11 protein-coding genes are annotated in these 14,494 nt (G+C 46.6%); 7 read left to right on the top strand and 4 right to left on the bottom strand.

Annotated elements, in window-relative coordinates; translation table 11 throughout:
* Positions 1 to 8: 8 nt before the first annotated feature.
* Entirely contained in the window at positions 9 to 2,015 is a 2,007-nt protein-coding gene (locus NST45_RS26555; RefSeq protein ID WP_076100083.1) for a M1 family metallopeptidase, read from the bottom strand.
* 103 nt (positions 2,016 to 2,118) lie between these two features.
* Between NST45_RS26555 and NST45_RS26550 the strand changes: the two genes are divergently transcribed.
* Complete coding sequence (locus tag NST45_RS26550) at positions 2,119 to 2,625, top strand: YwhD family protein (RefSeq protein ID WP_036679953.1); 507 nt, start codon at positions 2,119 to 2,121, stop codon at positions 2,623 to 2,625.
* Positions 2,626 to 2,703: 78 nt separating this feature from the next.
* Here NST45_RS26550 and NST45_RS26545 read toward each other — a convergent pair whose 3' ends face one another.
* Together NST45_RS26545 and NST45_RS26540 are read right to left on the bottom strand one after the other, a co-directional pair.
* Positions 2,704 to 3,177, bottom strand: coding sequence for an AbrB/MazE/SpoVT family DNA-binding domain-containing protein (locus NST45_RS26545; RefSeq protein ID WP_076100082.1), 474 nt, complete (start codon positions 3,175 to 3,177; stop codon positions 2,704 to 2,706).
* 205 nt (positions 3,178 to 3,382) lie between these two features.
* On the bottom strand, positions 3,383 to 5,449 hold the full coding sequence (locus NST45_RS26540) for a PBP1A family penicillin-binding protein (RefSeq protein WP_339824228.1): 2,067 nt from the start codon (positions 5,447 to 5,449) through the stop codon (positions 3,383 to 3,385).
* Positions 5,450 to 5,630: 181 nt separating this feature from the next.
* Here NST45_RS26540 and NST45_RS26535 point away from each other — a divergent pair, with 181 nt between their 5' ends.
* From NST45_RS26535 to argS, 3 genes are all read left to right on the top strand, one after another.
* Complete coding sequence (locus tag NST45_RS26535; RefSeq protein ID WP_339824226.1) at positions 5,631 to 6,815, top strand: hypothetical protein; 1,185 nt, start codon at positions 5,631 to 5,633, stop codon at positions 6,813 to 6,815.
* 629 nt (positions 6,816 to 7,444) lie between these two features.
* Positions 7,445 to 7,888, top strand: a complete 444-nt coding sequence (locus tag NST45_RS26530; RefSeq protein ID WP_036679946.1) for a DUF1934 domain-containing protein — start codon at positions 7,445 to 7,447, stop codon at positions 7,886 to 7,888.
* Positions 7,885 to 9,570 carry an arginine--tRNA ligase gene (argS, locus tag NST45_RS26525; protein ID WP_076148015.1) on the top strand — a complete coding sequence of 562 codons (1,686 nt, stop codon included), beginning with the start codon at positions 7,885 to 7,887 and terminating at the stop codon, positions 9,568 to 9,570. Before NST45_RS26530 ends, argS begins: the two co-directional genes overlap by 4 nt.
* Before the next feature lie 127 nt (positions 9,571 to 9,697).
* Here argS and NST45_RS26520 read toward each other — a convergent pair whose 3' ends face one another.
* Positions 9,698 to 10,864, bottom strand: coding sequence for a S8 family peptidase (locus NST45_RS26520; RefSeq protein WP_038568071.1), 1,167 nt, complete (start codon positions 10,862 to 10,864; stop codon positions 9,698 to 9,700).
* 460 nt (positions 10,865 to 11,324) lie between these two features.
* On the opposite strand from NST45_RS26520, the gene rpoE reads away from it, so the two are divergent.
* The 3 genes from rpoE to NST45_RS26505 all read left to right on the top strand — a co-directional run bounded on the left by rpoE (position 11,325) and on the right by NST45_RS26505 (position 14,464).
* The gene (gene rpoE / locus NST45_RS26515) at positions 11,325 to 11,873 is read left to right on the top strand and encodes a DNA-directed RNA polymerase subunit delta (RefSeq protein WP_038568074.1); all 549 of its coding nucleotides are present in this window, start codon (positions 11,325 to 11,327) and stop codon (positions 11,871 to 11,873) included.
* Between the two features lie 325 nt (positions 11,874 to 12,198).
* Positions 12,199 to 13,806, top strand: coding sequence for a CTP synthase (locus tag NST45_RS26510; protein WP_036679937.1), 1,608 nt, complete (start codon positions 12,199 to 12,201; stop codon positions 13,804 to 13,806).
* A gap of 271 nt (positions 13,807 to 14,077) precedes the next feature.
* Positions 14,078 to 14,464, top strand: coding sequence for a response regulator (locus NST45_RS26505; RefSeq protein ID WP_036679935.1), 387 nt, complete (start codon positions 14,078 to 14,080; stop codon positions 14,462 to 14,464).
* The last annotated feature ends 30 nt before the right edge of the window (positions 14,465 to 14,494 follow it).

Raw genomic sequence — 14,494 nt, 5'->3', positions numbered from 1 at the left:
CATTCACCTCACCAGACAAGAGTTCCGAGCACGGTTTCAAGTAGTTTAGTTACACTTAATGTCCAGCGAGAGAGCGTCTTGGGCTCTATTTCCGCCAGCCTAAAGTTGTTTAGATGTTTGCTCTCCAATAAGATGGAATGTTCAGGGTCAATCTCAGCAGAGAGAAGAGGCTTATCGCTTAACAATTGAAACGTAGTCTCTACTCCTTCACCGTTCCAGACCCGCTGCACCGAAGAGCTGTCGGCGAATGTAAATTTCACGGGAACATCAACGTAATGGCTCCCTTTGTTTGAAATCTTCACTAATGATTCGTAGCTTGGAGCATCGCCGCTGTTATTTTTTTTAAAAGTAATCGTATCTACTGAGAAGTCAGGCGCTCCATCACCATAAATGTAATCATCGAAATAGGCCTGCCATGATTTTTTGGTTACCTTCTCAACGACTTTCTGAAAATCTGACGTAGCAGGATGCTGGAAACGGAACTTACGAGCGTAGGAGGACATGATGTTGTTCATTGCTTTGGTACCTACCTGGCGTTCGATATCTTTAAGTACAAGCTTGCCGCGGATATAAACATTTCGGCTATAGGAATCCGCCCCTGCATATTTCCACGTTTCCAGATTTAACGGCTCAGGTATAGTCACCAGGCTGGCCTGTAAAGGCAAATTAGACTTGATACCGTATTCTTGCTCCATAAGTCTGTCTTCGGCATAGGAAGTGAAGCTTTCATCCAGCCAGGCCTCCTCGAATTCATTACTGGCTACCATACCGTAGAAGTATTGATGGCCGATTTCATGAATGACGGTTCTTTCAAGTGAGGTATCTGGAGAAGAATCCGCGGCCCCAAAGGCTGTAATAAGGGTAGGGTATTCCATTCCTCCAGCACCGTTGCCCTCCTTAGGTGGGACGACAATAGACAGCGTAGAGTAGGGATAAGGACCATACCATTTGCTGAAGTAGGTCAGGGCAGCCTTGGCAGCCTGAAGGTAACGCTCTTTTAAATCTTTGTGTAGTGGGTCGAGATACACCTTAATTCGTACTCCAGGCACCTCCGGCGTAGAGAAGGCTTCCTCAGCTACTGTAAAATCAGGGGAAGCGGCCCAAGCGAAATCGTGGACATCATCGGCGTAGAACTGATATATTTTCTGATCTTGTTTGAGCTTGGCATTTTTTACAGGAAATCCGGTCGCAGCCACCGTATAGTTGGAAGGGACGGCAATCGTTACATTAAAAATGCCAAAATCACTGTAAAACTCAGAGGTCCCGTGATACTGATGCAGGTCCCAGCCTTCTTCTTTAACTCCGCGTGTGCCCCTCGGCTCGTATACACTAAGCTTAGGGAACCATTGCCCAGCCATAACGAAGTTGCCTGAAGCACCCATGCGTGCAAAGATTTTGGGCAGCTGGACTTCATACTGAAGCTTAAGTGTTACACTTTCCCCACCATTAACAGGCTGAGGAAGATGTACCTTTAGGAGCGTCCTATCGTTGATATTGCCGTCATCAGGTTGGACATATTGCACTCTTTGCATTAGCGAAGTTCCTTCTGTCGTGCGCAGATCGGTCAGCGTCATATTTCCGAAGCCGTTCTCAGGCATGCTGTCGCCTCTGAGCGTCCCCCCGGATTCCTTCATAAAGGTGGTATCTGATGAGGCAAATGCATTTGGATACATGTGAAAATATAAATCACTTACTGGCTTTACTCCGGGGTGTGTCCAGGTTACTGTCTCAGAAGCTTTTAAGGTTTCTGTGTCAGGAACAAGCTGGACATCAATGTGATACTCGACTACCCGCTGGCTTAAAGCCTCCTCTGCCGGGACGGGCGCGCTCTCAGGCAATACCTGCTGTGGTACGGCTGCAGGCGCTGTGCCGCTGGAGGACTTGGCCTCTTTTGAAGCAAAGCTAGTAACAGAAGCTGTAGAGCTATCCCCTGAAAAGGCCCATATTCCTCCTCCCAGCAGCGCGAGGATGGCCAGGGTCGCAAAGATGATGTACTTTAATGACAGTGACTTCATAGTGTGATTCCTCCCGTGACAAGCATCTACGGGATGTATATGTTTGCAATCGCCGCATTATTAGCTAAAATTAAATTATTCGTAAGAGGAAGGGTGTGCACTCGTGGACAACATACAACCGGAGGGCAAGAAACAGATTGCCTTAAATATTGTGAACGCTAAAAGTAAACATAAAGGCTTTGGAGCAGGCTCTATAGATCTCAACAACGTTTCACCTGTCATTATTGATGGTGATGTGGCGGTTATTGATATCGGTGCCATGCATGCCAAGAGCAAAGTGGAAAAAGGAATTAAATTTTCCATGAATCGTGAAGATGTACCGAATGGAAGACAGGTTTGGGTGGTATGGGTAGCGGTAGACCGTACATTGGAAGCTCAATTTTATGGTGGAATCACAGCCTGTGAAATGTGGATTGATACAGAAGCGCGCCGCGGATGGAAAATTCTTGCCGAGCATGTCAATAAGCTGGATGCAGCTCTTAAACGCAAGATCGATGTGGCAGGGCTTGGAGCCATTGAGAAGTCGGCTCTCAAATCCCTTCTGATCTCTCATAATGAAGCATGGTGGAATGCATCCTCAGATGAGCTTAAAGCTGCACTGACTGAATAGTATAGGAGCCTCCAGAAGGGTTATCCGATATAGAAAAAGCTTCGACCTCCGGAAATAGGAGCGTCGAAGCTTTTTAATTTATGATTTGCTTGTGCTGCTAAGCTTGCGTTTGAGCTGACTCACTCTGGCTTGGCTAATCCCGAGGATTTCTGCAAGTTCTTTTTGGTTGGCATAGGGATGATCTTCAATAGCTTGTTCCAGACGTTGGCACATTTCCTCTGTCTTTGACTTTCGGATACTGGTGTTTTGCTCCGATGCCTCAACAACAAAATCTTCACGTGACTCTGGCAATTGAGACATGCGTTCAGGATCGACAATTTCTTTTAGACAGTTGCTACAAATAAACTGCTCTTTATAGTAGGTGACATGGTCGTGGCTTCTGCAAAATGTACACTCTGTCGAGGTGTACTTCCTAAGGACGATGATTTTTTCGTCTAAAACAAAAAATTCGATAGGATCACCAATGTCGATATTACGCGTCATACGGATTTCTGCGGGAACCACAATTCTCCCAAGACTGTCTAAACTCCGGATCATGCCTGTATCCTTCATCCCATGTCCCTCATTTACATCATTATATTTTGGTTTCTAATAACTATTATAGCAGTAATTGAGAGTTAAGAGAATGGGGTAAGCATAATAAATAAAACGGTTACATCCCTTATGTGATAAGTGATATTTGAATTTGGAAATCCTGTTGTTACTACAATATATAACTTATAAAAAAAGAAAAACCCCTTCAATATAAATGAAGGAGCTAATTCAACCACCAGCGTTTAATGTTCTTCCACAGGGAACGATTCTCTTCAGCAGGATCTACCTTGCTTTGTGTGTCATCGACAGCAGGAGCGGAGCCAGTTCCATGCAGTTCGCAGTATTCGGTGGGCTCAGTTCCACTAATAAAAGTTTCCAGTTCTTTGTCGGGACATGCTGCTGTAGCAAGTTTGCCGGATTGCGGATTGACGTATACGCTGACTATTCCATCTGGAATAGGGAAAATTTTTGGAGGGACATTTTCCAGCGCTTTTTCAGTAAATTGGGCGAAAATGGGGGCTGCACGCCGTCCGTCGGTAGTTGCGATGTCGCGCCCCTTGTCGTAACCAACCCAGACTGCAGTTGATAGCTCCGGGGTGAAACCTACCATCCAGCCATCTGTATCCGTGGTGCCGGTCTTGCCGGCTACCGGACGTTTAATTATGGAAGCCACACGATTACCCGTCCCCCCAGTCTCGAATACTCCCTCCATTAAACGAGTCAGTACATAGGCAGCTGAAGGTTCTACGACGGTTACTCCTTTGGGTTGAGGTGCTTCATACAGGACCATGCCATTTGAATCGGTTATTTTTAGAATGGCTGTGATCGGCATTTTCTGACCGCCGTTTCCAATTACAGCGAAAGCTGCAGCCATTTCAAGCGGACTGATCGGTGAAGTGCCTAGGGCCAGTGATGGTACGCTTTGAAGTGGACTGTCAATGCCCATCTTCGCAGCCATTTCGCTTACTTTATCCGCGCCGATCTTCATAATTGTATTAACAGCATAGATATTGTCGGATGCTGCGATAGCTTGCCGCATATTAATTTCACCCAGATACTTATCCCCAAAGTTTCGGGGCTGATACGTTTTGCGGTTGTTATCATAACGAAACATCGTTGGCTGACTATTAAAGACCGAAAGTCCTGTCATCTCTTTGGATGAGAGTGCGGCCAAATACATAATCGGCTTAAAGGAAGAACCCGGCTGGCGTGTGGTGGCCAAAGCATGATTGTACTGGTTGGTACGATAATTTTTTCCGCCGACCATTGCTTTGATGTAACCGGTGCGAGGATCGATGGATACAAGTGCAGTCTCCAGATCACTAGTTTGATCCATCTCTTTGTCAACGGCATTTTCTGCGGCATGCTGCATGTCAGGGTCAAGGGTGGTATAGACATTTAATCCGCCTTGCTCCAGCTCATCATTACTGATGTGGAGAGACTCTATGGCCAAATTGCGGATATAATCCCGGAAATAAGGCGCAGCTACAAGCGTATCCTTTTGTCCTTGCGGCTTGAAGTTTAAGTTCTCCTGGACGGCTTGTCCCGCTTCTTCCTGAGTGATATTGCCTAAATTGGCCATGACGGTCAGGATGATTCTCTGGCGCTTTTTAGCATTGTCCATGTGGTTGTAAGGTGAATAATAGGTAGGTCCCTTTGGAATTCCAGCCAGCATGGTACTCTCTGCCAGGTCTAAATCCGCTGCAGATTTACCAAAATACATCCGTGAGGCTGCTTCAATGCCGTAAGCACCGTGGCCATAGTAGATATTATTTAAATACATGTTCAGGATTTCATCTTTGCTGTATTTCATCTCCAGCTGCATCGTATAGACAGCTTCTTTAGCCTTGCGCGTCCATGTTTTTTCATGGGATAGGTAGAGGTTACGTGCGAGCTGCTGAGTTAGCGTACTAGCACCCTGCGACCGGTTTCCCTCTTCCAGATTGACTAGAACAGCTCGCGCCATCCCCTTCAGATCAAATCCGGAATGTTCATAAAATTTACGATCCTCGACTGCTAGTGTAGCTTCAATGAGCAGGGGAGAAATTTGACTTAATTTGACGGGTTCGCGGCTGCGGCCGTCTGAGGTAAAGGTGGCAAGAACATTGCCCCGGGAGTCAAACAGCTTGGAGCGCACATCATCGCTAATCGGTGGAAGATCTTTTTGATATAGATAACCGAGCAGAGCTCCGGTGGTTAATACAAATAATATGATCAAGGCTGCCAGCAGCCGAAATAAACGCCGGAAGCGGCTTTTTCGTTTCGGTGGATTCGTTGATTCGCGTGTCATGGCACCAGACTCCTTTCTCTCATATTATGGGGAAGGATCTGGAAGGATATTCATTAGGGATATGGAGGGTAACAAATTGTTTCTATTTTGTGATTATTTAAGGTAGATAGGCCATCATCTCTGGCGGTATAACAGAGTAGGGATTGTAAGTAAGGGTATATACATATTAGGAGGTGTCATCATGAAATGGACGAAAAAGATTCATAAGACGACAATAACCTCCCTCTCGGCGACGCTTATTATGGTATCAGGCTGGAGTGCACCAGTAACTTCTGTACATGCTGCGGCTGCACCAGCACCAGCGACTTGCGGCACAGGAGATCACGGCTTGCTACAGGCCCTGCAAAACAAGCACTCAGGTGATATATCCACACCGCTTAGCTTTTCTGATGTTCAGTTTTTGAAAGGGAATACCGGACGGGCAGCAGGTAATGGATTTATGATTGGTACCTCTGACGGAGGCTGCCATTTTCAAGAGATCTATCAAGGCCAATGGAGCTTCAAACAATTCGATTTTCCCGATAATGTACATGGCTTTGCTCTTGCTTCTGTAGAGGAGGGGCAGGCTCAATATTTAATCGGTACCTCTAACGGTGGCTCGGAGTGGAAGAGACTTTCGAACAAAGCCGTCAGCTTTGAAAGAATAAATTTTATCGATAGTAAGAAAGGTTTTGCTTATGAGAGAGCCGCAACGTATCACACCAAAGACGGGGGGCTGAGCTGGAGTAAGATTTCCACCCCACCCAATACAAGAGGTGCTTATTTTAGTGACCGGAATACCGGCTGGGCGGTTGTAATCGTGCCGGGAAGCGGGTATCGGGTAATGAAGACCACAGATGGAGGGGCAACTTGGAGCCTTTCACTTAAGGCGGCTTTTGCCGAGCCCGAGTTTGGACAAATCTCCGCTAAGGGAGATCAGGTCGCTGTAGTGCTCTATGGCGGTACGGGGATGAGTCAGACCTCCTACTCGCTGTATGAAAGTGCGAACAGGGGGAAAAGTTGGAATCGTGTGATCGCTCAGGAAACTGCGGGCGGCGGACCTGCGCCAGGAAGTGGCAAGGCTGAATTCAATAAAGGGCCAGCTGCTGGCAAACCTGGGAACCTGCAGCTTGTGGGAAACAGCACCTCCTTTTTAGTGGGGTTTTCCCCAGCAGCAGAGAAAGTGGCGGTTGGACGCTCTTATAACGGCGGTAAGCAATGGACTAATCTTCCGGCGCTCGCTGGTTATGAGGGGGTAATCTCCTTCACTAGTAATAAAGAGGGCTGGCTCGCCATCCGTGAGCTTGATTACTCTTCCTTGTATGTGACCAAAGACGGCGGAGCTTCATGGGAACGCAGGTTTTCTTTGAAAGTGATGACCCAATAATTCTTTACAGTGCAAGAATATAAGTTCCGATGTATTGTGAAAATCGCAAATAGACAGCAGAGCAGCGATTCTCCGGATACTTGGAGAATCGCTGCTCTGTATTTTTGTCGTTGGTATCTTTGCTTGCTTCAATAGTACCCTTATCAGTGCCCTAATCAGATCCCTCATCCTCGGAGGGTTACGGACCCAGATGACGTTATTTGCAAATTTTCGGCCTTTGGGATAGAGTTTCGGACTCCAGTAACACTATTCTCTAGAAAGAGGTTCACATGGGTTGTTTTTTAGGCTAATAGCGACTATGAAGTCCGTTATCGCACCAAATATGGAATCATACTGCGTATAGGGTCATTTATGTCCGATAGGTGCTTGGTAAGTGCAAATATTATCGAAGTAAATGATATACATAGAGAATGGACGTTCAAAGTGTGCTTTTAATCATCAATATGGTAATATTTTATGTGCTTATGAAGATATGCTTGATTCTGTATTGAAATGCTTCTTTGAACTGGATTATAGTGTACAATGGGAAAGCGAAATAGGCCTTTGATTAATATAAAAATGTTTAAGCTTTGCCATTAGACGTTTTTCTTATGCAGAATGCAGAGGCTTGCAGAATGGAGGAACGTGTGATGCCTGAAATACAGTCTGACAAATATGATGTCTCTATTACGCTCGTGAGCCTTCAAGATGGTCAGCGAAATGTTATGGAAGCGAATGGAGAAGTAACATCCAAAGGACCGCATCTATATATTCAATATGAAGAATTAGAGCAGGGTCCTCGCGGGGAGGAAGTTTCTGTTCGTACAACGATAAAGATTGCAGGTAATCAACTGAAGCTAATCCGCCATGGCGGGATTCAGTCAGAGCAGAGCTTTGAAGCTGGACGGCGTCTGCCAGGATTCTACCGCTCGCCATATACGCAGTTCAATCTTTCTACGGAAACGAACAAGCTGGAAGTTGTGCGCGAAGGGCGCTCTTTAACGGTTGCCTGGGAATATGATTTGTACGTTTACGAGGAATTGACAGGAAAGTTCGCTATTAGTTTGCATATACAGGAGGAACCGAAATTATGACACATAGTAAGAATCCGTTAGAGCTTGTAAATGAACGGGTAAAAGAAGCCATCGCCGATGCGATTGTGAATGCTGGGCTGGTTGCACCGGAAGAGGTTCCGGATATTGTACTAGAAGTACCAAGAGATAAGGCGCACGGTGATTTGGCTACGAACGCTGCTATGCAGCTGACCAAAATTGCTAAACGTAATCCACGCCAGATTGCTGAAGCTATTATTGAGCATTTGGATACGAGCAGAGCTTCTATTGAGAAAGCGGAAATTGCAGGACCAGGCTTTATTAACTTTACCCTGTCTAAGAACTACTTGTACCCAATCATCAGCCTTGTTGCTGAGCAGGGGGATGACTATGGCCGTATTAATCTGGGTCAAGGTCAGAAGGTTGAAATGGAGTTCGTCAGTGCCAATCCAACAGGTAGCCTACATTTAGGGCATGCCCGTGGTGCTGCTGTCGGTGATGCGCTGTGTAATGTGCTTGATTATGCAGGTTATGAGGTGACCCGGGAATATTATATTAATGATGCCGGTAACCAAGTGGCTAATCTTTGTAAATCCATTGAAACCAGATACCTGCAGGAGCTGGGTCAAGAGGCAGAAATGCCGGAAGATGGTTACCATGGTGAGGATATTAAGGGTTTTGCGAAGGAGCTTGTGGCAGAAAAGGGCGATACCTTGCTCGAGATGAGCCCTAGTGAGCGCGCTGCTTTTTTCCGGACCTATGGACTTAATAAAGAGTTGGATAAAATCAAACGTGATCTAGGTCTTTTCCGTGTAAACTTCGATATCTGGTTCAGTGAAACCTCGCTGTATGAGAACGGAGAAGTACTGCGCTCGCTGGACGAGCTCCGTGATCGTGGAGAAGTGTACGAGCAAGATGGGGCAACCTGGCTGCAAACGACAAAATACGGCGATGATAAAGACCGAGTCTTGATCAAAAATGATGGCACATATACCTACCTTACCCCGGATATTGCTTATCACAGCGATAAGTATGGCCGCGGTTACGATAAAATGATTAACATTTGGGGCGCTGATCACCATGGTTATATTCCGCGGATGAAGGCGGCAATGTCAGCCCTTGGCAATGATCCTGAGAAGCTAGTGGTTCTGATTGCTCAGATGGTCAGCCTGTTCCAGAATGGTGAAAAGGTCAAAATGTCCAAACGTACCGGCAAAGCGGTTACGATGGAAGATTTGATGGAGGAAGTAGGAATCGATGCGATTCGTTATTTCTTCACCATGCGCAGCATGGATTCTCATCTTGATTTCGATATGGATTTGGCGATCTCTACTTCTAATGAAAATCCTGTATTCTATGTTCAATATGCGCATGCCCGTATTTGCAGTATTTTCCGTCAGGCAGAGGAGCAAGGGATTTCTATCCCTGATTACGCTGAAATTGACTTCTCCAAGCTGACAGCAGTGCATGAATATGACCTGCTGCGCAAAATTGGTGAGCTCCCGGCAGAAATCGCTGTTGCGGCTGAAGGTTATGCTCCACATCGCCTCATCCGTTATGTATATGAGCTGGCTGCGATGTTCCACAGTTATTACAAAGCTGAACGTGTAATTACTGAGGATGCTGCTCAAACCGTGGCGCGTCTTACATTGCTTGGCGCAACGCGTACTACTATTGCCAATGTACTGCGTCTTGTCGGAGTTTCTGCACCGGATCGCATGTAAATCAACAGCAAACGACAAAAAATCCGCCTTCCGGTTTCCGGGGGGCGGATTTTTCTTTGCTGCCGTTCTTCGCACCGGCATCAGCTGCGCTCACGTCAGAGTGACCCACCCGGTGCCCGGGCGGGGTCTACACGTTCGCGGAGACCGAACGCTTCGCCCTTACTCCTGCTCTCAGCAGTCGCAGGGCATCGGCAGAGCCGCCGCCTAGGGATGCGCGGCGTTGCCCCTTGCGTAGCCGCACCGGGGACGCGGTGCGGCGCAAGAGCAGCTTCAGCTCCCTTGGCGTGAGGCCCGGTCGCAGTGCGAGCAGCAATGCGGCGGCTCCCGTGACATGCGAGGTCGCCATGGAGGTGCCGCTCATTTCTTTGTAGCCCTCCTTCAGCCAGCAGGAGGGCACGCCTTCGCCGGGCGCGTATACATCGATATATGAACCGCGATTGCTGAAGCCGGCAACCCGGTGTCTTTTATCGATGGCGCCCACGGCTATCGTCTCGGGATAACGTGCGGGATAGTCCCCGCCACGTTTGCCGTCATTCCCAGAGGAGGCAATGACGGCGATTCCGGCCCGATATGCTTTTATAACCACATTGTGGAGCGCCTTGCTTCTAGTCTTCATTCCAAAGCTCATATTAATGACGTCGATTCGGTTCTGCACACACCAATCAATACCTAGCACAATATCGGACACATAGGCTGATCCACTATGATCAAAGGCCTTGACTGGATATAGCAGCGCTCGCGGCGCCACTCCCATCATTCCGCGATTTCCCCCTGCTGCCGCTAAGGTTCCGGCGATATGAGTTCCGTGCCCGTTATCATCCAGCGGCAGCATCCCGCGGTGTAGTAGGTTGACTCCAGAGGCTAATGAATGCTTCAGATCGGGATGACGGTAATCCGCGCCGGTGTCAATGACGCCGATTTTGACGTGAACTCCGGTTGATTTAGACCATGCCTGAGGAGCATGAATCGCTTTCACCCCCCAAGGGAGGGCGGCGATTCCGCTCTTTTCGTTAGCTATAGAATGAATTTGAATCTGCAGATCGTCTTCGACGTTTAGAAGGTCTGCAAATCGGTTCATCAGCTTTCCGGCGGCAGCGGGCACGAAGAAGGCCCGAATCAGCGGAGATACCTGTACTTGACGCAGCTCGGGCTGCTTTGCTTTTAGAGCCTTCCATTGGGAGAAAGCTCCGGCATACTGGCGGGGATCGTTGAAGGTAAGAATACGCCGCTCACCATTTTTTGGGGCAACCGATATTTCTTCAAGAAGCATGTTCCAAAATTTGTAATAGTCCATAGGTTTCGCTGTCCCCCCTCGGTGCCCTGCTGCCATATTGTATGAGCGGAGGGAGGGGGCCGAATGGGAACTTGCCCTTTTTTAAGGAAATGGGCTGCCCAGCGTGTCAAAAGACGGCGCTTTACATAAAATAAACAGAAGAGATTAAAACTCTCTTTGTAACATCCCGTAAGGAGCCGATCCTTGGCGTGGATACAGTCATGCGCGGAGGTCTTCCTCCGCCTTTTTAAATCCCATTTCTAAAAACTTTGGGTGCGGCGGCCCTTGCTACAATTACATATCAACTCTTCTTGATGAAGACAGGTTTCCTGTATGGATAATAAGCAGGAGGCTTTTTCTGTTGGGCGGTTCTTGCATTTGACTTGCATTTTGTTGTTAAATAGGTTTTACTTAGTTTTGTTAATGGATATTATTGAAATAAACCGTAATGTGAACAATGCGTGAGAGGAAGTGTCCTTTAGTGAGTACGCCACTCAATTTAAAGCTAGACCCTGAGAAAGTTAAAGAAATGCCAATGGTGGATCTTGCCTTTCTGGTGCTTAAAGCAGCCAATACACCGTATTATTACCGTGATCTGATGGTCGAGGTAGCCAAGTTACGCGGTATGACCGATCAAGAAAGCCAAGATACTATTGCCCAGTTATATACCGAGATTAACATTGACGGGCGTTTTGCCTGTGTCGGAACCAACCTTTGGGGACTGAAACGCTGGTATCCTCTAGAGCGCTCCGATGATCCGGTTGGTAACACTAAACGGGTGCGCATCATCAACGATGAAGACGATGATTTGGAAGATGACGATTTTGCTGATGAAGAAGAAAACTACACAGCTGAAGAAGAGGATTTCGACGCTATCGATGAAGATCGCGACGACCTCTATTCTGACGACGACAGCGAAGAAGAAGTCGACGAAGATGTCGTGATCGATGAAGATGACATAGACGAAGACGATACGGACGAAGACGATGCAGAAGATAGCGACGATGAAGATTCCGAGGATGACAAGTAAGATCAATAATCAGAAGAGTCTTGTCTGTGGCATAATTCCTCCCTTGACAGTGGGGGATCGTCAGAGTAAACTATTGCATGGGCTTATCATGTAAGTTAATAAACGTGTTTTCTAAAATAAAAAGTGCCCCGGTTCTACGGGTGTCACTTTTTTGTTTTTTTAGATGCAAAGTAGCTGTAGATTAATGGAATTTGCGGGATGACGTTTTATGTTTTCCCCGGTGAATTAAACTTTTGATTTCCCCTGTTTTGATGATAGTAAAACGGGTTACGATAAACACCATGTGCCGCTTTTATGTTTGGACTTTATTTAGGAGGGTTTTACAGTGACAAAGTATATTTTTGTAACGGGTGGCGTTGTGTCTTCCCTGGGTAAAGGCATTACCGCCGCTTCGCTGGGCAGGCTGCTCAAGAACAGAGGTCTAAAGGTAACGATTCAGAAATTTGATCCGTATCTTAACGTAGACCCTGGAACAATGAGCCCTTACCAGCACGGAGAAGTCTTCGTAACGGATGACGGTGCAGAGACTGACCTTGACCTTGGGCACTATGAACGGTTTATTGATATCAATCTGTCGAAGAACAGCAATGTGACGACAGGTAAGATCTATTCATCCGTAATCAGCAAGGAACGTCGTGGAGAGTACTTGGGTGGAACTGTACAAGTTATCCCGCATATTACGAATGAGATCAAAGAACGCGTGTTCCGCGCGGGCCGCGAGACTAACTCTGATGTTGTTATCACAGAGATCGGCGGTACTGTAGGGGATATTGAAAGTCTTCCGTTCCTGGAAGCGATTCGTCAAATCAAGAGTGATATTGGCCGGGAAAATGTGATGTATATCCACGTAACCTTGATTCCTTATATCAAGGCTGCTGGAGAAGTGAAGACGAAGCCGACACAGCATAGCGTTAAAGAGCTGCGCAGTATCGGTATTCAACCGAATGTCATCGTGTGCCGTACGGAATATGAGCTTTCCGCAGATATGAAAGCCAAAATCGCACTCTTTTGCGATATTGATGCTAATGCTGTTGTGGAATGCCGCGATGCTTCGACGTTATATGAAGTTCCATTGAACCTTCGTGATGAAGGATTGGACGAGATTGTTGTTAATCATTTGAAGCTTACAACACCTGCGCCAGATATGCGCGAATGGGAAAGTATGCTTAGCCGGATTCAGAAATTAGAGAAGACAGTAGAAATAGCAATTGTAGGTAAGTACGTAGCACTGCATGACGCTTATTTGAGCGTTGTTGAATCACTTTCACACGCAGGTTTTGCTGCGAATGCAGAGGTTAAGATCCGCTGGGTGAACGCAGAGGAAATTACGGATGAGAACGTGGACGAAATGCTGCGTGGCATTGGCGGTATTCTTGTTCCTGGTGGTTTCGGTGATCGGGGAATCGAAGGTAAAATCTCCGCTATTCGTTATGCCCGTGAGCAATTGATACCTTTCTTTGGTATTTGCCTTGGAATGCAGGTTTCTGTAATTGAATATGGCCGTTCTGTTCTTGGACTACAAGGTGCAAACAGCTCCGAAATCGATCCAAATACACAATATCCATTGATTGATTTGCTTCCTGAGCAAAAAGATATTGAAGATATGGGTGGCACTATGCGTCTTGGGTTGTATCCTTGTAAGATTATTCCGGACTCTCTGGCAATGTCTTGCTATGATGATGAACTGGTATATGAGCGTCATCGTCACCGGTATGAGTTCAACAATACTTACCGTGATGAAATTGAAAAAGCGGGACTGGTTATCTCCGGAACTTCTCCGGATGGCCGTCTAGTTGAGATCGTAGAGCTTCCAGAGCATCCGTGGTTCCTCTCGGTTCAATTCCACCCGGAATTCACTTCACGTCCGAACCGTCCGCAACCGCTATTCCGTGAATTTGTCAAAGCCTCTTTGACGCATTCCGAGCAGCAGTAATTTATACACAGACAGAAAGAACCCATCGGTTCTTAAATAGTCTAAGAGAGCCTTCATCCGAAGGCTCTCTTTTTGTATTACCCTTTAATAGAAATATTGTAACTGACATTTATTTCATTTTAGACTCTTTATTTACCCATTTTATCCAATTAGCAGGATTTGGACAGTAAAGCACGAATAATAGGTTTCGTATGGAGTAGTTTCTAAAGGGGCCGGTCGCTGTGGAGAGCGCGGTATAGTCAATCTGCCTTAATTTCTGGGAGGGTATCGTATGGAAAAGAAGAAAGTATTAATTGTCGATGATCAGAACGGGATCCGGATTCTTCTTATGGAAGTGTTCAATAGTGAGGGATATACAACATTTCAAGCGGCTAACGGAAAATTGGCATTAGACATTGTTCGCAGCGAGTCACCCGATTTGGTCTTACTCGATATGAAAATACCGGGAATGGATGGACTCGAGATCCTGAAGCATCTAAAGGAGATCAATCCGTCCATTAAGGTCATTATGATGACGGCATATGGTGAACTGGACATGATTAAGGAGGCGACCAAGCTAGGGGCGTTAATGCATTTTACAAAGCCGTTCGACATAGACGAAATGCGCGTAGCGGTAAACATGCATCTTCATAACAAGTCTGTGGATCAATGCAGTTAGAACGGTGATTTCTGTATCGGTCCTATTTCG

This window comes from Paenibacillus sp. FSL R7-0163, from assembly GCF_037969975.1.
Taxonomy (GTDB): Bacteria; Bacillota; Bacilli; order Paenibacillales; family Paenibacillaceae; genus Paenibacillus_AQ; species Paenibacillus_AQ odorifer.
Note: the sequence above shows the minus strand (reverse complement) of the source record. Positions and strands in the feature narration are given on the sequence as shown.

What these genes read in the sequence shown, in the direction of transcription:
- NST45_RS26555 (WP_076100083.1), bottom strand. Translation starts at nt 2,015, where the DNA reads ATGAAGTCACTGTCATTAAAGTACATCATCTTTGCGACCCTGGCCATC.
- NST45_RS26545 (WP_076100082.1), bottom strand. Translation starts at nt 3,177, where the DNA reads ATGAAGGATACAGGCATGATCCGGAGTTTAGACAGTCTTGGGAGAATT.
- NST45_RS26540 (WP_339824228.1), bottom strand. Translation starts at nt 5,449, where the DNA reads ATGACACGCGAATCAACGAATCCACCGAAACGAAAAAGCCGCTTCCGG.
- NST45_RS26535 (WP_339824226.1), top strand. Translation starts at nt 5,631, where the DNA reads ATGAAATGGACGAAAAAGATTCATAAGACGACAATAACCTCCCTCTCG.
- NST45_RS26530 (WP_036679946.1), top strand. Translation starts at nt 7,445, where the DNA reads ATGCCTGAAATACAGTCTGACAAATATGATGTCTCTATTACGCTCGTG.
- argS (WP_076148015.1), top strand. Translation starts at nt 7,885, where the DNA reads ATGACACATAGTAAGAATCCGTTAGAGCTTGTAAATGAACGGGTAAAA.
- NST45_RS26520 (WP_038568071.1), bottom strand. Translation starts at nt 10,864, where the DNA reads ATGGACTATTACAAATTTTGGAACATGCTTCTTGAAGAAATATCGGTT.
- NST45_RS26505 (WP_036679935.1), top strand. Translation starts at nt 14,078, where the DNA reads ATGGAAAAGAAGAAAGTATTAATTGTCGATGATCAGAACGGGATCCGG.